The following is a 21767-nucleotide window of genomic DNA, read 5'->3' as shown; positions in this document are numbered from 1 at the left end:
GTTCCGCCCGCCCACGGGCCACTGTCAGTGGTCGGGTGCAGACTGGCCCATATCCGTGACGAAGACGTCCTGGAGGTAGGGCCATGACCGAAGTACTACTGACCGTGGGCACCCGCAAGGGCCTCTTCACCGGCCGCGGGCACGGTGCGTCATGGGAGTTCGACGGACCGCATTTCCCCTCCCAGGCGGTCTACGCGGTGGGCATCGACACCCGGGGAGCCGTCCCCCGGGTGCTCGCCGGCGGTGACAGCGCCCACTGGGGCCCGTCCGTCTTCCACTCCGACGACCTGGGCCGCACCTGGGCGGAGCCGCCCCGCCCGGCCGTGAGGTTCCCCCGGGACACCGGCGCCTCCCTGGAGCGGGTGTGGCAGCTCCATCCGGCCGGCCCCGGCGATCCGGATGTGGTGTACGCGGGGACCGAGCCCGCCGCGCTCTTCCGCTCCGCGGACCGGGGGGAGAGCTTCGAGCTGGTCCGCCCGCTCTGGGAGCATCCGACCCGCTCACAATGGGTCCCGGGCGGCGGCGGCGAGGCCGTGCACACCGTGGTGACCGACCGGCGCGACCCGGACGCGGTGACCGTGGCCGTCTCCACCGCCGGGGTCTTCCGCTCCCGTGACGGCGGCGCCGGCTGGGCGCCGTCCAACGCCGGGGTCTCCGCGGTCTTCCTGCCCGACCCGCACCCGGAGTTCGGCCAGTGCGTGCACAAGATCGCCCAGGACGCGGGGGATCCGGACCGGCTCTATCTCCAGAACCACTGGGGTGTCTACCGGAGCGACGACGGCGGCGCCCGCTGGACCGACATAGGCGCCGGGCTGCCCTCGGACTTCGGCTTCGCCGTCGCCGCCCATCCGCACCGGCCGGGCACCGCCTATGTCTTCCCCATCACCGCCGACAGCGACCGGGTCCCGGCGGGCCGCCGCTGCCGGGTCTACCGCACATCCGACGCGGGCGGGAGCTGGGAGGCGCTGTCGGCCGGGCTCCCCCGGGGCGACCACTTCGGCACGGTGCTGCGGGACGCGCTCCGCACCGACGACGCCGATCCGGCCGGGGTGTACTTCGGCAATCGCAATGGCGAGCTGTACGGCAGCGCGGACGACGGCGACAGCTGGCGGCTGCTCGCCTCCCATCTGCCCGATGTGCTCTGTGTACGGGCGGCGGTGGTGTCGTGAGGGCGGAGGGCACGGGGGAAGCGTGCCGGCCGAGATCGTTCCACCAGTAGAGTGACGCCCCGTGACAGCACGACGCCCCTTGAAGGAAATCATCGAGCCGGGCTGGGCGGATGCCCTGGAGCCGGTGGCCGGACGGATCGCCGAAATGGGCGACTTCCTGCGAGCGGAGGTCGCCGCGGGCCGGACCTATCTGCCGTCCGGCGCGCATGTCCTGCGCGCGTTCCAGCAGCCGTTCGAAGACGTCCGGGTCCTGATCGTCGGTCAGGATCCCTACCCCACTCCCGGTCACGCGGTCGGGCTGAGCTTCTCGGTCGCACCCGAGGTGCGGCCCGTACCGGGCAGCCTGGACAACATCTTCCGCGAAATGCACACCGATCTGGGCCATCCGCGGCCCTCCAACGGCGATCTGACACCGTGGACCCGGCAGGGAGTGCTGCTGCTCAACAGAGCGCTCACCACCGCGCCCCGCAAGCCGGCCGCCCACCGGGGCAAGGGCTGGGAGGAAGTGACCGAGCAGGCCATCCGGGCGCTCGCGGCCCGCGGCAAGCCCCTGGTCTCCATTCTGTGGGGGCGGGACGCGCGCAATCTCCGGCCGCTGCTCGGGGATCTCCCGGCGATCGAGTCCGCGCACCCCTCCCCCATGTCCGCGGATCGCGGCTTCTTCGGATCGCGCCCCTTCAGCCGGGCCAATGATCTCCTCGCCCGCCAGGGCGCCGAGCCCGTCGAGTGGCTGCTGCCGTGAACACCGGCCGGGAGCGCTGGGTTCTGGGGGTCGACTCCGGCGGCTCAGGCCTCCGGGTGGCCCTCGCGGACCCGGCCCGGCCGGTGCCCGCCGCCGGGCTGCGCCGCTCGCGTGAGCCGGTGCGCACCGGCCCGGCGGGGATCGACGCCGGTCATCTGCTGGAGCAGTTGCTGCCGATGGCCCGCTCGCTGCTGGCAGACGCCGGGGGCGGCGCCCTGGCGTCGGTGGCGATCGGCGCGGCCGGCATGGCCACGCTCGGCGACGGGCTGCGCGCCGAACTCCCCGGCGCGCTCCGCGATGCGCTGGGGGTGCGCCGGCTGGCGCTCGCCGCCGACGCGGTGACGGCCTACGCCGGTGCGCTCGGCCAGCGGCCGGGTGCCGTGGTGGCGGCCGGCACCGGCATGGTCGCGACGGGGACGGATCTGCGCGGCTGGCGCCGGGCGGACGGCTGGGGCCATCTGCTGGGCGACTGCGGCGGCGGGGCCTGGATCGGCCGGGCGGGCCTGGAAGCGGCCCTGCGCGCCCATGACGGGCGCCGGGGCGGCTCGGCGGCGCTGCTGACGGCCGCGGAGGCGCTCCTGGGGCCCGCGGAAGGGCTGCCGGGGCGGGTGTATCCGCGGACGGACCGGCCCGCCGTGCTCGCCTCGTTCGCGCCCGAGGTGGCGCGCTGCGCCGCCGCGGGTGACGGAGTGTCGGCCGGCATTCTGCGGCTGGCGGCCGGTCACATCGCGGAAGCGGCGGCGGCGGTCTGCCCGCCGGCCGGCGCGGACGGAGCCGCTCCGGAAGTGGCACTCACCGGCGGCCTGTTCCACACCGGGGAGCCGCTCCTCGTGCCCCTGCGGGCGGAGCTGGCCGCACAACTGCCCTCCGCCCGGCTGACCCCGGCCGCCGGGGACCCGCTGGCCGGAGCGGTGCTGATCGCCTCCGCGCTGGCCGGCGGCTCACTGGTGCTGCCATCTCACCCGACACTGCTCCATGTACCGGCAGAGCAGGGCAGATGAGACGCACAGTACCCAGATGCACGATATCTATCGGATAAATAGGGACAGATGACGCCTGACCGACCCCTCTCCGAACAGGCACACTCCCAAAGCCAGTAACATGCGGCGCCATGAGCTCCCCCACTGGGCCCGCATCCGGCCTGCCTGTACGAATGCCGCGACCCCGACAGTCCGGGCGCCACCGCCGCCCGGAGCCGGTGGCCGCTCCCGAAGGCGCGCCCGCGCTGGTGCTCGCCGTACCCGGCGCCCCCGCACCGGCCACGCGCGGCCTGGCCGAGGAAACCATAAGCATCGCGCGCTCCGAACTCCCCGGCCTCGATGTCGGCATCGGCTACCTGGACGGCGACGACGCGTCCGAGTACCCGACGCTGGCGGGCGTTCTCGCCCGTACCGCCGCCCGGCGCACCGAGCGGTACGAGATCGCCGTGGCGGCCGGCCGTGAGGTCGCCGCTCCGGAGGGCCCCGCGGCGGTCGTGGTGCCGCTGCTGGCCGGTCCGGACAATGTGCTGATGCGGCGGATCCGCCAGGGCGTCATGGACAGCCAGTGCGCCGTCGAGCTGAGCGATGTCCTCGGCCCGCACCCGCTGCTCGCCGAGGCCCTGCATGTGCGGCTCTCGGAGGCCGGTCTCGCCCGGGCGGACCGGGCCAGGCTGTTCACCGTGGCCACCGCCGCCGACGGGATCATTCTGGCGACGGTCGGCGGCGAGGAGGCCGTCCGGGCCGCCGGGATCACCGGAATGCTGCTGGCCGCGCGGCTGGCGGTGCCGGTGATGGCCGCCGCGCTCGACACGGAGGGTTCGGTGGGCGCGATCGCCGAGCAGCTGCGCGGCTCGGGTTCGGTGCAGCTGGCGCTGGCGCCGTATCTGGTCGGTCCGGAGCTGCCGGAGGGTCTGCTGGACGCCGCCGTGAAGGAGGCGGGGTGTTCGGCCGCCGAGCCGCTCGGCGCGTACCCGGCGATCGGCAAGCTGGTGCTGTCGCAGTACACGACCACGCTGGGCATCACCCCGCAGCCGCAGGGTTCGCCCGCGCACTGACGCCGGGTCCGCGCCGGCGGCTCGCGCCGTGCCGGTCACCGGCACGGCGCGGACCCGGGGCCGTGCGGCGGCCGTACGGCAGTCGTCAGGCCGCCGCAAGGCCCGTGCGGCCCGCGCGGGACCGGTCCGGGCCCGCGGACGGGAGCCGGGGCTCAGGGCTCAGGGCTCAGGCGAAGATGACACAGGATGCCGCGGGGGCGGCCAGGGAGCCCGCCCGCCGCGGCACCCCTGTCCCGGGGTCGATGTCGAACCAGGTGACGTCACCGGAGCGCTCATTGGCCGCGTACAGCCTGCGGCCCGCCGGATCCAGGGTCAGATCACGCGGCCAGTGACCGCCGCACGGCACCGTGGTGACCAGCTCCGCGCGCTCACCGCTCGCGTCGAGCGCGAGCACCGAGATGCTGTCGTGTCCGCGGTTGGCCGCCCACAGATGGCGTCCGTCCCGGGAGACCACGACCTCCGAGGGGTACGACGGCCCCTCCGTGCCCTCGGGCAGGACCGGGATCTCGCTCAGCGGCTCCAGGAGGCCCTTCTCCGCGTCCCAGCGGCAGACGGTGAGGGTCGGCTCCAGTTCGTTCAGGACGTACGCGTGTCTCCCGGCCGGGTGGAAGGCCAGGTGACGCGGTCCGGTCCCGGGGCGCAGCGCCGTCTCGCCGTGCCGGGTCAGCTCGCCCGCCCCGGTGTCGAGCGCGTAGACGAGCACCGAGTCGGTGCCGAGATCGACCCCGAGAACCCAGCGCCCGCCGGGGTCCGGCAGCACCTGGTGCGCATGGGGGCTCTGCTGGCGGTCCGGGTCCGGGCCGGTCCCCTCGTGCTGGAGGATCCCGCTGGCCGAGGCGGGTTCACCGCCGCTCTCCAGGGGGAGGACGCTGACGCTGCCGGAGCCGTAGTTCGCGGTGAGGAGGTGGCCCGCGGAGACCGCGAGATGGGTCGGGCCCGCGCCGCACACCGGCACCCGGCCGCCGATGGGACGGGGAGCCGCGCCCCGGATGTCGAAGGCCGCCACCGCGCCCTCGGAGGTCTCGGAGACGGCGTACAGAACGGTGCCTCGGGTCTCGGTCGCGGCGAGCGCGAGATACGACGGGTCCGCGACCGCGTCGCAGAAGCCCGTCTCGGTCAGCGCACCGGTCTCCGGGTCGACGGTGACGGCGACGATGCCGCGCCCGCCCGCGGAGGTGAAGGATCCGATGAATGCCCGTCCGGTGCTCTTGTCGGCCACGGTGTTTCCCCTCACTGATCGTTTCGATGCCCGGAGCCGACGGTAGCAGCGGTCTAGACCAAGTGTCTCCACCCATTCCTTTTCATCCTGGAGCATGGGGAATTACCCAGCGCTGAGAGTTCGGCAATGCCGAACGCGGGAAATCCGGACCTTCCCGGACCGGGGCTCAGGCGGGCTGGAGCGGGGCGTGCGGAGGCGTGCGCAGCGGTGCCGCGAGGTCGGCCAGGGCCCGCTCCAGCGCGTGGAGATGGGCGATGGCGGCCTCCGCCCCGGGGTGCTGCCGCGCGGCGGGCGCGGAGAGGGTGTCCGCCCCCTCCCCCGTCTCCGGCGGCGGTACGAGGGCGTGCACGGCGGCCTCGACCCGCCGGCAGGCGGCGGCCAGCCGGGCATCGTGCGAGGCGTCCGGGTCGGCGGCGACCGCGGTGAGCCCGCGGACCTCACGGGCGCAGTCGTCGAGCAGGGCCAGCACCCGCCGGGCGCGGGCCTTGCGGGCGCGCAGCGGACTGAGGGGGTGGACCAGCGGCGCGAGCGAGAGCCTGACCCGGCCGAGCAGCCTCTCCAGTTCGGCGACGCTCGGGCCGGGATCCGCGTCGGCGGACCCGGCGAGCCGGGCGGCGGCCTCGGAGGTGCAGCGGTGCACACAGCGCAGCGCCTGCTGGATCCAGGCATGGGTGGTGGCGTGCGTGGTGACGGGGACCAGGAGCAGTACGGCGAGCACCGCGCCGAGCGCCCCCACCCCGGTCTCCGCGAGCCGCAGCGCCAGCAGCGCGGGGGTCAGCTCCCCGAGCAGCCCGTAGAGCAGGCCGACCATCAGCGTGACGGCGAGCATCATCCAGGTGTAGGAGACCGCGGCAGTGTAGAAGACGGCGAAGACGCAGACGGCGACCAGGACGGCGGTGGGCGCGCCCGCGCCGTGCAGGGGCACCGCGATCAGCAGGCTGAGGCCGATCCCGGCGAGGGTGCCGAGGACCCGGCGGAAGCCGCGGACCAGGGTCTCGCCGCGCGAGGTGGTGTTGACGAAGATCCACCACGCCGCGCCGACCGCCCAGTACCAGCGCTCGCCGGAGAGGGACTGCCCGATGACGAGGGCGAACGCCCCCGCCGCGGTGACCTGGATCGCCTGCCGGGTGGTGGTGCGCGCGAGACCCCGGCCGCCGGGGAGCACGGGCACGGCGGGCGGCGGGACCCTCCGCTCATGGCACCAGAGACCGAACCGGACCGCGGACGAGGCGAGGAGCGCCAGGGCGACGGCGGAGTAGAGACCGGGCAGATCGGCGGGGACCGTGCGCAGGAACTGGGCCGCGAAGAAGGTCATGAAGGCGAAGACACCGAGGGTGTGGCCGCGCGGGCCCCAGCGGCGGGCCAGCACGCCCACTCCGGCGACGGCGAGGAACGCCAGGTCGCGGGCGAGCGGCTGGTCCTGGAGCACGGCGGCGAGCGCGAGCACCGGAAAGCCGGCGACGGGCAGCAGCGCGGTGCTGACGGCCTGGGCGCGGACGGTGGCGTCGGTGACCGTGAAGAGGGCGAGGAGGGCGGCGAGACCGCCGGAGATGACGGCGGTCAGCGGGTGGCCGGTGAGTCCGCAGAGCACGACGGCGAGCCCGACGCCGAGGACGGCCCGCGCGGCGTTCCGCAGCCGCAGCCGTCCCGGGTCGGGGGCGACGAACACCGTCTTCAGCACTGCCTGCCCGCCTTCGCTTCGCATGGGTTCCCCGTGGCTCCGGTCCGGCGCGCGGAGAGACGGCACATGGACACAGAGAAGGCGCCGCGGAGTCCGTCCGCAGCGCCATTGATGCCTCCATCAGAGCATCCGATCACCCACTGGCTCAAGCGGCGCCCGGATGACTGGTCCATTGGTGCTGTCCGGAGGATTTCCGTTGGACACCGGCAGTGCCAATGGACCACGCGGGCCCGCGCGCGGCGGGCGGGAGCGTGGGTGTGCTCTCCCCCGACCGGGCCACCAGCGGAAGGAGCGCCCGCCCGGGGCCGGGCGGCGGCGCCCGGCGAAGACACCTCGCCCGGCCGCCGGGTGCCGACAGCGGGCCCGGCCCCTCCTGAGGCCCGCCGAACGCGCGGGACGCGGAGTCGTCGCACCACAGCGGAGGACGCCTGCCCGTCCCTGGGGCGCCGGACGCGCCGGGCCGTGCGCGGCGGGCGGGGCGCCGGTGGGCTCCCCCGGGGCCGTCCGAGGCCGCAGTCACCGACAGCGCCCGCCGGCCGGGTCCCGGGGACACACTCCCCGGGCGGCCGAACGCGCCATGCGCGGGGGCCGCGCGCCGCGGCGGGCAGGAGCACCGGCGTGCTTCCCCCTGGTCCGGCCGGGGTCCCGGCCACCGCCGCCCGCCCTCCCGACCAGGGGCCACCGCCACCCGTACCCGGGAGCGCCGGCGCCGGTGGCCGCCCGTACCCGGGCGGCACGGGTGCATCCGAAACCGTCCCCCGGGGGGAATCCCCCCGACAGGCCGGGCACGGAAGCGGTACCGGCGGATCGGTGGCCGGGAGGGCGCACGCCACGCGGGGGGCCGGGGATTGAGCGCCCGGCCGGGCGCGGCGGGGCAGACTCGGCACCGGCCGGCGCGGAGGCGCCGGACGGCGCAGCAGTGGAGGAGAGCCGTGAGGAGCAGCGCAGCCCTGACCGCCGATGTGGTGATCATCGGCGGTGGCGCGGCCGGGCTCTCGCTGGCTCACGCGCTGGCGGCCCCCGGCCGCGACCCCCTCGGTGTTCTGCTGATCGACGCCCCCGACGGCCCGCTCCGGCCCTCCGCCCGCACCTGGTGCTTCTGGGAGGACGGCGAGGGCCCGTACGACAGCGCGGTGGTGGCGTCCTGGCGGCGGCTGCGGGTGCGCGGGCCCGGCGGGGAGCCGGTGGAGTGCGGCCTCGGGCCCCTGCGGTACAAGATGCTGCCCTCCGGCGATTTCGAACGGCTGGTCGCCGAGCGGCTGGCCGGGCACCCCGGATTCCGCCGGATCAGGGCGGTCGCGCACGAGGTGCGGGACACCCCGGACGGCGCGGAGGTCCGCTGCGTCACCGGTGGCGGACGGGCGCTGACCGTGCGCGGGCGCCGGGTCTACGACTCCCGCCCGCCGGCCGCGCCGCCGGCCGCCCGCACCCGGCTGCTCCAGCACTTCCGGGGCTGGTTCGTCCGCACCGGGGCACCCGTCTTCGACCCGGACACGGTCGAGTTCATGGACTTCCGGGTGCCGCAGCCCGCGCACGGGGCGGCGTTCGGCTATGTGCTGCCGCTGAGCCCGCACGACGCCCTGGTGGAGTACACCGAGTTCTCCCGTGAGCCGCTGTCGCGCGAGGCGTACGAGGCGGCCCTGCGGCAGTACACGGCGGAGGTGCTGGGGCTCGGGGACTTCACCGTCCGGGCGAGTGAGCAGGGCGTCATCCCGATGACCGACGGGCGGTTCAGCCGGCGGACCGGCCGCGCGGCCTTCCGGATCGGCACGGCGGGCGGGGCCACCCGGCCCGCCACCGGCTACACCTTCGCCGCCGCGCAGCGGCAGGCGGGAGCGGTGGCCCGGTCACTGCGCCGGGGAGAGGCCGGAGCCGTACCGGCGGCGCACTCCCGGCGTGCGCTGGCCATGGACGCCGTACTGCTCCGTGCCCTGGACACCGGCCGGGTCGACGCCCCGGAGTTCTTCACCGGGCTCTTCCGGCGGCTGCCGCCGGAGCGGGTGCTGCGCTTTCTCGACGGCGGCACCGGAGCGCTGGAGGACATCCGGATCGGCTTCGCCACCCCCGTACGGCCCATGCTCCGCACCGCGCTGGAACTCCCCTTCCTCCGGCGGACGGCCGGGGCGCGCGGGGGGCCCGGATGACCGGGCCGAGGGTTGGACTCAACACCGGACCACGACCGGACCGGCGCGCCGGCCGGCGACCGAGGAGTGCCGAATGACACTGCTGCGGGACCAGGATCTCGCCGATGCCTTCGACCGGGCCGCCCGCGGCTATGACCGGCTGACCGCGCTCCACCCCGGCTACCGTGCCGATCTGCGGCGTTCGGTGCGCCGGCTGCGGCTGCCGGGCAGCGGGGCCGGGCTGCGCCTGCTCGATCTGGGCTGCGGCACCGGCGCCTCGACCAGGGAGCTGCTGCGGGCCGCGCCGTACGCCGACATCACCGCCGTCGACGCCTCCGCCGGGATGCTGGAGCGGGCGGCGGCCAAGCCGTGGCCGCCATGGGTGCGGTTCGTCCACTCCCCCGTCGAGAAGCTGGCCGATGCCGGTGTGACCGGCGAGGACGGATACGACGCGGTCCTCGCCGCCTATCTGTTCCGCAATGTGACCGACCCGGACGCGGTGCTCGGCACGGTGCGGGGGCTGCTGGTGCCCGGCGGCAGGCTCGCCGTCCACGAGTACAGCCTCGGCGGCTCGGCACCGGCCCGCGCACTGTGGGACGCGGTCTGCCGGGGTGTGATCATTCCGGCGGGCACGGTCACCGGGGACCGCGATCTGCACCGCTATCTCTGGCGCAGTGTGCGGTCCTTCGACACCGCGCCGGAGTTCGCCGCGCGGATCGGCCGGGCGGGCTTCCGCGATGTCCGCACGCTGCCGATGCCGGGCTGGCGGACCGGCATCGTACAGACCTTCCTGGCCCTGCGCGGTCCCGCGGGCGACGGCCCGGAGGCGAGGTGAGCCCCGCCCGGCGGAACGGCTCCGCCCCGCGCCGGGGCCGGGACCGCAGGGCCGAGGTGCTGCTGCCCTCGCCCGGCCGCGACCGCTGCGCCGCTCCCGGGCCGTCGGCGGCCGTCGTCGGCGGCGGGATCGCCGGACTGGCCGCCGCCACCGCTCTCGCCGAGCGCGGGGTGCGTGTGACGCTGTACGAACGCGAATCCGCGCTCGGCGGGCGGCTGTCGGGCGGGCCGACCCTGCTGGCCGACGGGTCCCCGGTCACCATGAGCCGGGGGTTCCACGCCTTCTTCCGCCAGTACTACAACCTGCGCGGACTGCTGCGGCGCACCGATCCGGGCCTGACCCGGCTCACCCCGCTGCCGGACTATCCGCTGCGTCACCGCGACGGACTCACCGACAGCTTCGCCCCGGTGCCGCGCACCCCGCCGTGGAGCGCGCTGGGATTCGTCGCCCTGAGCCCCTCCTTCGGCTGGCGCGATCTGGCCGGGATGGACCCGCGCGCGGCGCTGCCGCTGCTCGATGTGCGCGTACCCGAGGTGTACGAACGCTTCGACGACGTCAGCGCCTGGGACTTCCTGCGCTCGATCCGGTTTCCGGAGACCGCTCTCCATCTGGCGTTCGAGGTCTTCTCCCGGAGTTTCTTCGCCGATCCGCGGGAACTCTCGGCGGCCGAGCTGCTGCTGATGTTCCACATCTACTTCCTCGGTTCGTCGGAGGGGCTGCTCTTCGACGTGCCGGGTGAGCCGTTTCCGCAGGCGCTGTGGGATCCGCTGGAGAAGTATCTGCGCGGGCTGGGCACCGAGGTGCGCACCGGTACCGCCGTGGACGGGCTGCGGCCCGGTCCCGGGGAGAGCCTGCTGGTGCTCTCGGACGGGGCGGTGGAGCGGTACGACGCGGTGGTGCTGGCGCTGGACACGGGCGGGCTGCGGCGGATCGGCGCGGCGTCGCCGGAGGTGGGGGACGAGGCGTGGCGGGCGGGCATCGCCGGGCTGCGCACCGCACCGCCGTTCGTGGTCTCCCGGCTCTGGCTGGACCGCCCGGTCCGGGGCGACCGGGCGGGCTTTCTGGGCACCAGCGGTTTCGACGGTCTGGACAATGTGAGCGTGCTGGACCGCTGGGAGGGCGAGGCGGCCCGCTGGGCGGCGCGGACCGGCGGATCCGTGGTCGAGCTGCACGGCTACGCGGTGCGGGAGAACGTGGACGGGTCCGGGGCGGGGCTCGCCGGGCGGGCGGCGGTGCAGGCCCGGCTGCTGGAGCGGCTGTACGAGGTGTACCCGGAGACCCGGGGCGCCCGGATCGTCGACGCCCGGCACGAGTGGCGGGCGGACTGCCCGCTCTTCCCCGTCGGCGGGTACGCGGCCCGGCCGGCCGTGCGCACCCCTCATCCGGCGCTGATGATGGCCGGGGATCTGGTGCGGACCGGCCTTCCGGTGGCACTCATGGAGCGCGCGGCGACCACCGGCTTCCTTGCGGCGAACGCGCTGCTGCGGCGGTGGGGGGTACGGGGCCATCCGCTGTGGACGGTGCCCCGGGCGGGCAGGTCGCGGGCGCTGCGCGGGCTGGCGGCGCTGGCCGCGGGGCGCTGACGCCGCCGGGTCCGCCCGGCGGTCGCGGGCTCATGACCGCTCCCCCTCGCCGGGCGGGCGGTTCCCGGCGAGGGGGAGCGGGGTCGTGCGGAACGGTTCGCCGGCGCGGGCACCGTCGAACACCCGGGCTGTTCGCCGCCGCGCCGGGCCCGGCCCGGGATCGTCGCCGGCGGGCTGCCCAGCGCCGGGGCCCCGTACACCCGGACCGCCCGGCACAGCCGCCCCGCGCACGGACAAACCGGCGCCACTCCCGCCCGACTGCCCGCCCGACTGCCCGGGCGGCGCGCCCCCCGCCGCGCTGCCCGCCACCGACGCCCCCGTACACCCGGACCTCCGGCACAGCCGTCCCCCGCGCGGGAGAGCGGATCACGGTGCCCTCCCCGACCCAGCACCCCGCACCCCGCGCCCGGGGCGGAACGGATCCGCCGCGGGAGGTCGGTCCGCTCCGCGGCCGGGCGGATGTTCCCGCTCCGGCCGCTCGCCGCCGTGCACCCGCGCGCGGGACCGTGACACCACCGGATCGCGGGCACGCGCATGCTCCCGGCAGCTCCCGGGACCTCCACGCGGTCACCGGAGCCGGGCAGGGGCAGCCGCGACAGACCTCCGGCGCGGGCCCCGTGGCGCCCCGGGCCCGCGCCGGAGGGAGCGCGCGTCTCAGCCGGGGAAGCGGCCGGTGTCCCGCAGCCGCCAACGGCGTTCCGCGTAGGCGAGGTCGTCGCGCCACAGCCGCCCGGCGGCCCATCGCATCATCGGGCGGAGTGCGGGAGCGGCGAGTCCGGCGAGGGCGAATCCCGGGCGGTCGGAGGTGGCCACCACCGCCTCGGTGACCATGGTGCGGGGTACGCCGGTCCGGTCCGGGGCGAGCGGGGTGGCATGGGTCTCGACGACGGAGGTCACGCCCTCGCCCTCGGTGATGTGCATGACCACGGTGCGCGGTTCGGGTGCGGTGAACACGGCGCGCACCGGCACCACCAGCCGGCCCGCGACCCTGAAGGAGACATCGACGGCGAAGGAGTCGCCGCCGTCCGGACCGCCGGCGGTCCCGTCGGCGGGCGCGCCGGTGACCGTCAGATCGACGAACGAGTAGGGGTGGAACCAGGCCCCGTGCCAGGGATCCAGCCGGTTGGCCACGATGTCCTCCGGCTCGCAGCGGCCGACCGCGCTGAAGACGGCCTCCACCGACGTGCCCGCCGGGCGGGCGGGCACCACCGGCCGGTCCAGCGGCTCCTCCCGGCCGAGGGAGTCGAGGCGGACCCAGACGAGGACACCGTCGTCGTGCACCGGGAAGGGCTCCCAGCCGGCGAACGGGGCGCCGTTCAGGGCGAGTCCGTGCCAGTGGCAGACCACGGTTCCGCAGCGGACCGGGCTGTCCCTCAGGGGTGCGCCGAGATGCGGACAGGCCCCGGGGCCGGCCCTCAGCTCCCCGGACGGGGCGCGCCAGACGATGACCTCCACCCCGCCGACGGAACGGCCGGCGGGACGGTCCGCGCCGGCCCGGACGGAACGGGATGAACCGATGACGTACCAGTTCCCGGACGGCCGGGCACCGGCCCGCTTGAGGGCGGCGTCGATGAGGGCCGGCCGGGCCTCGCGCCAGGTCGGTGCCTGCCTTTCCCAGGGGGTGCGGCCGGTCAGCCGCAAAGGCAGCGGACGGCGGGGGCGCCGGGGCGGATTTCTCACCGTCGCCACCCCGCTCCCCCGCCCATGACGGCCTGTTCGGACGCGGTGAGGGCGACCGCGGCGCAGGTGGGGACGGCGCCGGCGGGCGGTTCCCGGTCCGGGGTGCGCCGGAAGCGGGCCGCGGCGATGGCGGCGGCGCCGGCCGCCGCGACGGCCGCCCTGCGCCGGCGCGGTACGGCCGCGCGCCGGTGCAGCACCCGGTAGCCGTCCGCCGCGATGGCGTCGAGGATCTCCCCGTACAGCGTGAACGCCGTCCGGATGCAGGGCCGGACGCGGGCCCGGAGCATGGCGATGCCGGGTTCCGCCTCCCGGTAGACGCCCCGGGTGAACTCGGCGGCGGCGACCAGGGCCGACCGGATCCGCGGGTCGCGCCGGCCGGAGTCCCGGCTCCAGTGGAGGAGTTCGCGGTCGACGCCGTGGGCGGCGAGCAGATCCTCGGGGAGGTAGACCCGGCCCCGGTCGAGGTCCTCGCCCACGTCGCGCAGGAAGTTGGTGAGCTGGAAGGCCACCCCGAGGGCGGCGGCGTGCGGGGCCGCCTCCTCCCGGGGGACGACGGTGCCGAGCACGGGCAGCATCTGGAGGCCGATGACGGCCGCCGAACCGTGCATGTAGCGCCGCAGGTCCGCGTACCGCGGATAGCGGGTGATGTGCAGATCGTCGCGCATCGCCGCCATGAAGTCGGTGAAGAGCCCGTGCGGAATGGCATGGGTGCGGGCGGTGTCGGCGAGCGCCATTACCACCGGCTCCTCGCCGCCGCCGTCCCGCAGCCCGGCGGTGAGTTTGCGCTCCAGGCTCGCGAGGGCCCGGTCCCGCTCGGCGGGGCCGAGTCCGCTGCCGAGGTCGTCCACGATGTCGTCGGCCCAGCGGGCGAAGCCGTAGAGGGCGTGGACGGCGGGCCTGCGCTCGACCGGGAGGAGCCGGGCGGCCAGGAAGTAGGTCTTCCCGTGGCGGGCGTTGAGGCGCCGGCAGTGGGTGTACGCGGCGCGCAGCGCGGGGTCGGTGATGCCCGCGGCGTCGAGTTCCCGGCGGGTCATCGGCGCCGCGCTTCCGCGGCCGGCCCGGCGGCGGCGCCGGGGAGGGCCGAGGTGAGGGGGCTGGGCAGCAGCCGCCCGGTGATCCGGGCGGCGGCCAGCTTTCCGGAGATGAGCACGGTGGGGACGCCCACGCCCGGTGTGGTGCCACAGCCGGCGAGTACGGCGTTGTCGACGCCGCGCACCAGATTGCGGGGGCGGAAGGGGCCGGTCTGGGCGAAGGTGTGGGCGGCGGAGAAGGGAGTGCCCGCCGCATGGCCCTGCCTGGCCCAGTCGATGGGGGTGACCAGGTGTTCCTCCTCGATGGAGGCCCCGAATCCGTCGAGTCCCCGGCGCTCCAGCTCGGCGACGAGGCTGTCGCGGTAGCGCGGGGCGAGATCGTGCCACTCGCGTACCGGTGGCCCGGTGTCGGTGTTGGGGCAGGGCGCGAGGACATAGTGCAGATGGCGGCCGTCGGGGGCGAGGGAGGGATCGTGCGCGGTGGGCCGGGTGATCAGCAGTGAGGGGTCGCTCATGAGCCGCCCGGTCCGGGTGAGTTCGGTGAAGGTGTCCTCCCAGGCCGTGCCGAAGGAGAGGTTGTGGTGGGCGAGATGGGGCCAGGTGCGGTCGGTGCCGGCATGCAGGATCACCGCCGATGGCGCGTGCCGCAGCCGTACCGGCCGGCGGGGTGCGCGGCCCAGCAGCCGGTGGACGATGGGCAGATCCGGGGTCAGCACCACCGCGTCGCAGGGCAGTTCCTCGCCGTTGGCCAGCCGGACGGCCGTGATCCGGTCCCCGGCGCGGCGCAGCCCGGTGACCTCGCTGTCGTAGTGGAGCACGGCACCGGCGTCCGCCGCGGCGTCGGCCATGGCACGCGGCAGGGCGTGCATGCCGCCGCGCGGGAAGTACACGCCGGCGACGGTGTCCATATAGGCGATGACGGCGTACGCGGCCAGCGCGCGGGCCGGCGGGACCCCGGCGTACAGGGCCTGGAAGGTGAAGACCCGGCGCAGCCGGGGGTCGCGGAGGAACCGGCCGATCCGGCGGTCCATCCGGCCGAGGCCGCCCAGCGCGGCGAGGCGGGCCAGATCGGGGTGGAGGAGCTGGAGCGGCGAGTCGAAGTTGGCGTCGATGAAGCGCCCCATCTGGGCCCGGTAGAGCGCTTCCAGCCAGTCGCGCAGCCGCCGGTAGCCGGCGGCCTCGGCCGGTCCGGCGAAGCGGCGGATCTCCTCCTCCATGGCCTCCGCACCGGTGTGCACGTCCAGTTGGGAGCCGTCGGCGAAGTGGGCGCGGTAGGCGGGGTGCAGTTCGATGAGTTCGACCCGGCGGGCCAGTGAGTCGCCCACGGCGGCGAATGCCTCGTCGGCGAGGTGGGGCATGGTGAGCACGGTCGGGCCGGTGTCGACGGCGAAGCCGCCGAGTGTGCTCCGGCCGGCCCGGCCGCCGGGCTCCGCCGCGCGTTCGACGACGGTGACCCGGCGGCCGGAGCCGAGGAGGTGGAGTGCGGCGGCGAGGCCGGAGAGTCCGGCCCCGACGACGATCACATGGTCGGTGTTCCCGGGGACGGTCCTCATGCCGCGCCTCCGTCCGGGGCCGGGACGTCCGCCGCCCGGCGGATCAGCAGTCCCAGATCGCGGAGGACGCGGGGTTCGCAGCGTATGGGGGCGAGATGGCCGATGCCGGTCTCCACCAGGCGGCCGATCCGGTCCTCGACGACGGCACGGGCTCCGGTGCGCTCGATGGCGGCGCGCAGCCGGTCGGGGTCGGGCGGCCCGCTCCCCTCCAGGGCGTCGACGGCGTCCCCGTCCCCGGAGGACCGGGCGAGCTGGAGGGCGAGGGCGCGCAGACAGGTGAGTTTGCCCTCGGTCAGGTCGTCCCCGGAGGGTTTGCCGGTACGGGCGGGGTCCCCGAAGGCCCCGAGGATGTCGTCCCGGAGCTGGAACGCGATCCCGGCACAGCGGCCGGCCGCGCGCAGGGCCGAGGTGGTGGCCTCGTCGGCGCCGGCGAGCGCGGCGCCGAGGGCGAGCGGGCGTTCGACCGTGTAGAGGGCGCTCTTGAGCCGGGCGATGCGGACGGCGCCGGCGACGGCGGTGGTGCGCGCCGCCTGCGCGTGGAGGTCGAGGTACTGGCCCGCGACGAGTTCCGTGCGCATGGCCTGCCACTCGCGGTGGACCCGGGGGCCCTCCTCGGCGGCGAGCGCGCCGGCGGTCATGAGGTCGTCGGCCCAGGAGAGGGCGAGATCGCCGGTGAGCACGGCGGCGGCGGTGCCGAAGGCGCGGCTCGATCCGCGCATCCCGGCCGACTCGTGGCGGCGGGCGAAGTCGGCGTGGACGGCCGGGGCGCCCCGGCGCAGCGGGGATTCGTCCATGACGTCGTCGTGGACGAGGGCGCAGCCCTGGATGAGTTCGAGCGCGGCGCCGAGGCGCAGTGCCGCCTCGGCCCCGGGGCCGTCCTCGGGGCCGCCGGCCGCGCGCCGGCCCCACCAGAGGAATCCGGCCCGCAGCCGTTTTCCGTCGCGCAGGACGAAGTCCATGAGCCGCTGGGCGACATCGCGGGCGAAGTCCGGATCCACCCGGGCGGCCTCGGCCACGCGTTCCCGGAGCACCCGTTCGAGTACGCGCTCGACGGCGGCGGTGACATCCCCGTCCGTGCCGGGTCCCGGCGCGGCGGTCGGCGAACACCGGGAGCGGGCGTCCGCCGCTTGCTGCGTCACCTGCGTACCGAGCACGGGCACGCCTCCTTCGTGGGCTGTGGCGAATGCGCTGGACAGTGACTCTTCCGCCGCAGCGCGCCGCCCGGATGCGACTGATGCCTGCCCGTTCGGCCGGGGGTCGGTCGCCGCTTCGCCCCTATGGGTGCGTGCGAATGCCCTCAGGGGGCCGGCACCGTGTCCCCGGGGGGCCGGCGCCGGGCCCGTGCGGTCAGTCCGTGCCGTTCCGCGCCGCCGGGACGCCGGCACCGGTCAGTACGGCCTCCAGGGCGTCCAGGGCATCGGCCAGACCCACCGGCCGGATGGTGCCGGGCACGCGGGGGCCCGCCCAGCCGGGGCCGGCCGTCAGCACCAGGGGACGGCCGCGCGCACCGCGCACTCCCCAGGTGATGCCCGCGACATGCCGCGCCAGCGCATGGCCGGCGGTGGCGCGGGACTGTGCCCAGAGCACCACCGCGGCCGGACCGGTGCGGCGCACCGCCCCGTCCAGGGCCTCGGCGGGAAGGGCCGCCCCAAACATCCGGACCGGAAGATTCCGCTCGGTCAGCGCGGCGGCGAGCGCTTCCAGCGGAAGGGTGTGACCCTCACCGGGGACACAGGCGAGGAGCGCGGGCGGGCGGTCCTTCTCCCCGCCCCCGGGCGGAGCGACGGCGCAACGGCGCAACGCGCAGGAGACATGCCAGGAGAGCAGATGCTCCACCTCGACGTAGCGTTCACCCGAGCTCTCCCACTTGCGGCCGACGGCCAGCAGGGTGGGCACGATGATCTCGTTCCACGCGGTGACCAGTCCGTGGTCCGCGATGGCCGCCGCGAGCAGGGCGTCCACCGCTCGGGCGTCCAGCCTGAGCGCGGCGCGCGCCAGTCCCCGGCACTCGGTGCGCACACTGCCGAGCCGGAGACCGGTCCGCGCACCGGCGCGGCGGGCCGGCCGCTCCGGGGCCGCCGGGCCGCCGCGGGCGAGCCGGGCCGCCTCGGACGGCGGCAGACCGGTACTGGTCAGCGCGCACATCCGTTCCAGTACGGCGATGTCCGCACCGGTCCAGCGGCGGTGCCTGCCGCCCTCCCGGGCGGCCGGCCCGATGCCGTACCGCCGGTCCCAGGAGCGCAGGGTGGTGGGCGCGACACCCAGCCGGCGGGCGACCGCCCCGGTGGTCAGACCGGCCCCGCCGTCCCGGCCGGCCGCATCGGCTCCGCGGACGGACGCGGCTCCGCCGTCCCGCCCGGATTCGGCTGCGCTGTTCATCCGCGCAGCATACGACGCACAAACGACGCATGTTGAACGCGCGGTTCCGCCGGTCCGAGACTGGCCGCCCCCGGCCGGGGCCCACCGCACGGCACCGGGGCGGGCGGCGCCGCGCGGCGCCGGACCTCGTCAGACGCACCAGCCGGCCGCATCCGGCGGAAGGAGCGACAGCATGAGCACCGCAGCACTGTCCGGACCGGCCGGGCTGCTCCATCCGCCGGTGGAGGAGTCGCTGGAGTCGGAGCGGCTGGCAGCCGGGCTGCTGCGCGGCGACGAGCGGAGCTTCGCGGCGATCTACCAGCGCTGGAGCCCGCTCGTGCACACCCTCGCCGCCCGCACACTGGGCGACGCCCGGGAGGCCGAGGACGTGACCCAGCAGGTCTTTCTCGCCGCCTGGCGGGGCCGCGCCGGGTTCCGGCCGGAGCGCGGACCGCTCGGCGCGTGGCTGGTGGGCATCACCCGGCGCAAGACGGTGGACGCGCTCGCCGCCCGCACCCGGCGCGGCGAGCTGGCGGCGGCTGCCGCGGGACGGTCCCCGGCGGGCGGCCCCGGCCGGGACACCGCACCGTCGCCGGAGGACTCGCTGGACCGGGTGCTGATCGCCGATGAGCTCAGCAGGCTGCCGCGCCCGCAGCGGGAGGTGCTCTGTCTGGCCTTCTACGGCGATCTGACACAGACACAGATCGCGGAGCGGACCGGAATCCCGCTGGGCACGGTGAAGAGCCATGCCCGCCGGGGTCTGCACCGGCTGCGGCGGCGGATCTCCGAGGGCCGGCAGCAGAGTTAGCGACGCGGCGCGCCCGGGCGGGCACGAGCGGTGTACCCGCCCGGGCACGTGCCGTGCGCGTACCCCCGAACGCACCGGGACATGCGTCTCGCCGCCGGGCGACGGGCGGTCCGGGCAGGCGCATGCCCGACCCGAACCGCCCCGAGCGGGAGAGGAGCGCCGTGGCCGAGCATCTGGACCCCCGGACCATCGCCGAGCTGGCCCTCCGACACACCCCGCTCCGTGATCCCGTACCCCTGCTCGGGCATCTCGCCGAGTGCGCCGTCTGCCGCCGGGAACTGGACGAGCTGCGCCGGGTCACCCGTATGGCGCGGGAGACCGGCACCGCCGATCTGCCCTCCGCGCCCCCGGACCATCTCTGGCCCGCCATCGCCGCACAGCTCGGTTTCGGCGGACCGGCCCCCGCTCCCCCGCCCGGCTCCTGCCCGCCGCCCGCCCGCGCGCCCGGCCGGCGGCGCACCCGGCTGACCCGCCCGGCGGCGGTGCTCGCGGCCGGCTGTCTCCTCCTCGGCGCGGTGTCCGGGGCCGCCGCCGGCCGGTGGTGGCCGGCCCCGGATCCGCGCCCCGCGCCCGCCGCCGCGGCGCCCCCGGTCGCCGCGCTCGCCCCGCTCGGCGGCGCGCGGGCCGCGGGTACGGCGCAGTTGCAGCGCCGTCCGGGTGGTGAGCGGGGCGTACGGATCAGGGTCAGCGCGCTTCCCGCCACCCGGGGGTACTTCGCGGTCTGGCTGATGGACCGGCCGGCCCGGCGGATGATCGCGCTGGGAGTACTCGGCCGGTCGGGTTCGGCGACCCTGCCCGTACCGGAAGGTGTCGATCTGTCGGCTCATCCGGTGATCGATGTGTCGGTACAGGCGTACAACGGCGATCCGGCGCACTCGGGGCGGAGTGTCGTCCGCGGCGCGCTGGCGAAGTGAGGTGGCTCAGCCCCGCTCGCGGGCGTGCCGGAAGCGGGCCAGGCCCTCGGAGAGTTCGACCAGCGGTTCCGGATAGTCGCAGCGGGCCCGGTCCGGCCCCGCCATGAGCCATGGCTCATGGACCGCGCGGCCCTCCGCGCCGGCGAGCTCGGGCACCCAGCGGCGCACATACGCACCGTCCGGGTCGAAGCGCCTGCCCTGGGCCACCGGGTTGAGCACCCGGTTGGGACGGGTGTCGGTGCCGGTGCCGGCCACCCACTGCCAGTTCAGCTGATTGTTGGCGATGTCGCCGTCCACCAGATGTGCCAGGAAGTGACGGGCGCCGACGCGCCAGTCGACATAGAGGGTCTTGGCGAGAAAGCTCGCGGTCAGCAGCCGGCCCCGGTTGTGCATCCAGCCCTCGTGGAGGAGCTGGCGCATGGCCGCGTCGACCACCGGATATCCGGTGCGGCCCTCCTTCCAGGCCGCGATCTCCTCGGCGGCGTCGTGCCCGGAGCGCCAGTGGTCGTGCCGGTCCCGGTAGTCGTCCGAAGCGGCGGCCGGGCGGGCGGCCAGCACCTGGTGGTGGAAGTCGCGCCAGCACAGCTGGCGGACGAACGCCTCGGCGCCGGACCCGCCCCGGGCCCGCGCCCGGTGGACCAGCTCCACCGGCGAGAGCGAGCCGAAGTGGAGATGGGGGGAGAACCGCGAGGTGGCGTCACCGGGCAGATCGTCGTGCCGGTCCTCGTAGGCGTCGATCCCCCGCCTCGTCCAGGCGGCGAGGCGTCGTCTGCCCTCGCTCTCCCCGCCCGGCGCGAGACCCGGCGCCGTGCCGGCGACCTGCCGGGAGGGCAGCGGCTCCGAGGCGACGCCGGCGGGGACCGGAATCCGGCGCGGGGCACCGTGCGGCTCCCGCAGGGGGTGCTGTGACCAGCGCCGGAAGTACGGCGTGAAGACGGCGTAGTGATCGGATCCGGCGGGGAGGACCGCCCCCGGCGCGACGGCGGTGATCACCGAGTCGTGCACCACCAGCCGGTCGCAGAGCTCGCGCCGGAGCTCCTCCTCGCGCCGGACCGCCCAGCGGCTCACTCCCGCCGCGAGGTGCACCTCGTCCGCGCCGGTCTCCCGGACGACCCGGACGGCCTCCTCGGCGGTCCGCCCGCTGCGGACGATCAGCCGGCCGCCGCGTTCCCGCAGCCCCGCGTCGAGATCGGCCAGACAGTCCGCGAGAAAGGCCCTGCGGTTGGGGGCGTCGAATCCGGCCTCGCGGATGCCGGGGTCCGGCACGAAGAGCGGCACCACCTCATCGGCGGAGCGGAGCGCCGCGCGCAGGGGCGGATGGTCGTGCAGCCGCAGATCCGATGTGAACAGGACGACGGAGACCGCCATGGTGCCACCCCAGGTGGATTCGGGACATTTTCCTCATCCTTCCGGTTCCGGGGGTTCGCCGGATGCGGTGTTCGCGCGGATGGATGACACACGGGGACGGCGGCGTCCCGCGACGGGCCATTGGTACGGTCGGGACCAGCATCACGCGATCACGGAGAGGCCGACCATGGCGGTGGACGCACTCGACACCCGCATTCTCCGGCTGATGATCGAGCAGCCGAGGACCAGTGTCCGGGAGTACGCCCGGCTCCTCGGCATCGCCCGGGGCACCCTCCAGGCGAGGATGGACCGGCTGGAACGGGACGGGGTGATCACCGGCACGGGGCCCCGGATCTCCCCGGCCGCGCTCGGTCATCCCGTACTCGCCTTTGTGCACATCGAGGTGACCCAGGGCCATCTGGACGAGGTCGGCGACGCCCTGGCGGCGGTGCCGGAGATCATCGAGGCGTTCTCGATCACCGGCGGCGGCGATCTGCTCACACGGGTGGCGGCCCGGGACAACGGCCATCTGGAGGATGTGATCCAGCGGCTGATCCAGCTCCCCGGGGTGGTGCGCACCCGCACCGAGGTCGCCCTGCGCGAGCGGGTGCCGCAACGGCTGCTGCCGCTGGTGGAGTCGGTGGGCCGGGAGGCCGGGCGCACCCGGTGAGCACCGGAGTTGGCATGCT

At 75.8% G+C, this 21767-nt stretch carries 18 protein-coding genes; 10 read left to right on the top strand and 8 right to left on the bottom strand.

Annotated features, from left to right (window positions below; genetic code table 11):
- Window positions 1-83: 83 nt before the first annotated feature.
- The 4 genes from AAFN69_RS31125 to AAFN69_RS31110 all read left to right on the top strand — a co-directional run bounded on the left by AAFN69_RS31125 (window position 84) and on the right by AAFN69_RS31110 (window position 3946).
- Window positions 84-1169 (top strand): exo-alpha-sialidase, encoded by a 1086-nt coding sequence (locus AAFN69_RS31125; RefSeq protein ID WP_347732230.1) that lies wholly within the window; start codon window positions 84-86, stop codon window positions 1167-1169.
- Window positions 1170-1230: 61 nt separating this feature from the next.
- Window positions 1231-1911, top strand: coding sequence for a uracil-DNA glycosylase (locus AAFN69_RS31120; RefSeq protein ID WP_347732229.1), 681 nt, complete (start codon window positions 1231-1233; stop codon window positions 1909-1911).
- Window positions 1896-2912, top strand: a complete 1017-nt coding sequence (locus AAFN69_RS31115; protein ID WP_347732228.1) for a BadF/BadG/BcrA/BcrD ATPase family protein — start codon at window positions 1896-1898, stop codon at window positions 2910-2912. Before AAFN69_RS31120 ends, AAFN69_RS31115 begins: the two co-directional genes overlap by 16 nt.
- Before the next feature lie 110 nt (window positions 2913-3022).
- Complete coding sequence (locus tag AAFN69_RS31110) at window positions 3023-3946, top strand: hypothetical protein (protein ID WP_347732227.1); 924 nt, start codon at window positions 3023-3025, stop codon at window positions 3944-3946.
- 166 nt (window positions 3947-4112) lie between these two features.
- Here the strand turns inward: AAFN69_RS31110 and AAFN69_RS31105 are convergent, their stop codons facing one another.
- Window positions 4113-5165, bottom strand: coding sequence for a lactonase family protein (locus AAFN69_RS31105; protein ID WP_347732226.1), 1053 nt, complete (start codon window positions 5163-5165; stop codon window positions 4113-4115).
- Window positions 5166-5331: 166 nt separating this feature from the next.
- Window positions 5332-6846 (bottom strand): FUSC family protein, encoded by a 1515-nt coding sequence (locus AAFN69_RS31100; RefSeq protein ID WP_347732283.1) that lies wholly within the window; start codon window positions 6844-6846, stop codon window positions 5332-5334.
- A gap of 932 nt (window positions 6847-7778) precedes the next feature.
- Between AAFN69_RS31100 and AAFN69_RS31095 the strand changes: the two genes are divergently transcribed.
- The 3 genes from AAFN69_RS31095 to AAFN69_RS31085 all read left to right on the top strand — a co-directional run bounded on the left by AAFN69_RS31095 (window position 7779) and on the right by AAFN69_RS31085 (window position 11387).
- Window positions 7779-8990, top strand: a complete 1212-nt coding sequence (locus AAFN69_RS31095) for a lycopene cyclase family protein (protein ID WP_347732225.1) — start codon at window positions 7779-7781, stop codon at window positions 8988-8990.
- A gap of 73 nt (window positions 8991-9063) precedes the next feature.
- Window positions 9064-9804 (top strand): class I SAM-dependent methyltransferase, encoded by a 741-nt coding sequence (locus AAFN69_RS31090; protein WP_347732224.1) that lies wholly within the window; start codon window positions 9064-9066, stop codon window positions 9802-9804.
- On the top strand, window positions 9801-11387 hold the full coding sequence (locus tag AAFN69_RS31085; RefSeq protein WP_347732223.1) for an FAD-dependent oxidoreductase: 1587 nt from the start codon (window positions 9801-9803) through the stop codon (window positions 11385-11387). The genes AAFN69_RS31090 and AAFN69_RS31085 overlap by 4 nt, the downstream gene beginning before the upstream one ends.
- 654 nt (window positions 11388-12041) lie before the next feature.
- On the opposite strand, the gene AAFN69_RS31080 is transcribed toward AAFN69_RS31085, so the two are convergent.
- The 5 genes from AAFN69_RS31080 to AAFN69_RS31060 all read right to left on the bottom strand — a co-directional run bounded on the left by AAFN69_RS31080 (window position 12042) and on the right by AAFN69_RS31060 (window position 18030).
- A complete protein-coding gene (locus AAFN69_RS31080) occupies window positions 12042-13067 on the bottom strand; it encodes a DUF5914 domain-containing protein (RefSeq protein ID WP_347732282.1) in 1026 nt (341 codons plus the stop codon).
- Entirely contained in the window at window positions 13064-14101 is a 1038-nt protein-coding gene (locus AAFN69_RS31075) for a phytoene/squalene synthase family protein (RefSeq protein ID WP_347732222.1), read from the bottom strand. The genes AAFN69_RS31080 and AAFN69_RS31075 overlap by 4 nt, the downstream gene beginning before the upstream one ends.
- The gene (gene crtI, locus AAFN69_RS31070; protein WP_347732221.1) at window positions 14098-15651 is read right to left on the bottom strand and encodes a phytoene desaturase family protein; all 1554 of its coding nucleotides are present in this window, start codon (window positions 15649-15651) and stop codon (window positions 14098-14100) included. Before crtI ends, AAFN69_RS31075 begins: the two co-directional genes overlap by 4 nt.
- The gene (locus tag AAFN69_RS31065) at window positions 15648-16805 is read right to left on the bottom strand and encodes a polyprenyl synthetase family protein (protein WP_347732220.1); all 1158 of its coding nucleotides are present in this window, start codon (window positions 16803-16805) and stop codon (window positions 15648-15650) included. Before AAFN69_RS31065 ends, crtI begins: the two co-directional genes overlap by 4 nt.
- Window positions 16806-16998: 193 nt before the next feature.
- Window positions 16999-18030 carry a MerR family transcriptional regulator gene (locus AAFN69_RS31060; RefSeq protein WP_347732219.1) on the bottom strand — a complete coding sequence of 344 codons (1032 nt, stop codon included), beginning with the start codon at window positions 18028-18030 and terminating at the stop codon, window positions 16999-17001.
- Window positions 18031-18202: 172 nt separating this feature from the next.
- Here AAFN69_RS31060 and AAFN69_RS31055 point away from each other — a divergent pair, with 172 nt between their 5' ends.
- Window positions 18203-18817, top strand: coding sequence for a sigma-70 family RNA polymerase sigma factor (locus AAFN69_RS31055; RefSeq protein ID WP_347732218.1), 615 nt, complete (start codon window positions 18203-18205; stop codon window positions 18815-18817).
- 161 nt (window positions 18818-18978) lie between these two features.
- Entirely contained in the window at window positions 18979-19731 is a 753-nt protein-coding gene (locus AAFN69_RS31050) for an anti-sigma factor (RefSeq protein WP_347732217.1), read from the top strand.
- A 6-nt stretch (window positions 19732-19737) separates the two neighbouring features.
- Here AAFN69_RS31050 and AAFN69_RS31045 read toward each other — a convergent pair whose 3' ends face one another.
- A complete protein-coding gene (locus AAFN69_RS31045; RefSeq protein ID WP_347732216.1) occupies window positions 19738-21099 on the bottom strand; it encodes a deoxyribodipyrimidine photo-lyase in 1362 nt (453 codons plus the stop codon).
- 166 nt (window positions 21100-21265) lie between these two features.
- Here AAFN69_RS31045 and AAFN69_RS31040 point away from each other — a divergent pair, with 166 nt between their 5' ends.
- Entirely contained in the window at window positions 21266-21748 is a 483-nt protein-coding gene (locus AAFN69_RS31040; protein WP_347732215.1) for an Lrp/AsnC family transcriptional regulator, read from the top strand.
- Window positions 21749-21767: the final 19 nt, after the last annotated feature.

Source organism: Streptomyces sp. CAU 1734, from assembly GCF_039888735.1.
Taxonomy (GTDB): domain Bacteria; phylum Actinomycetota; class Actinomycetes; order Streptomycetales; family Streptomycetaceae; genus Streptomyces.
This window is presented reverse-complemented; position numbering and strand designations above follow the sequence as displayed.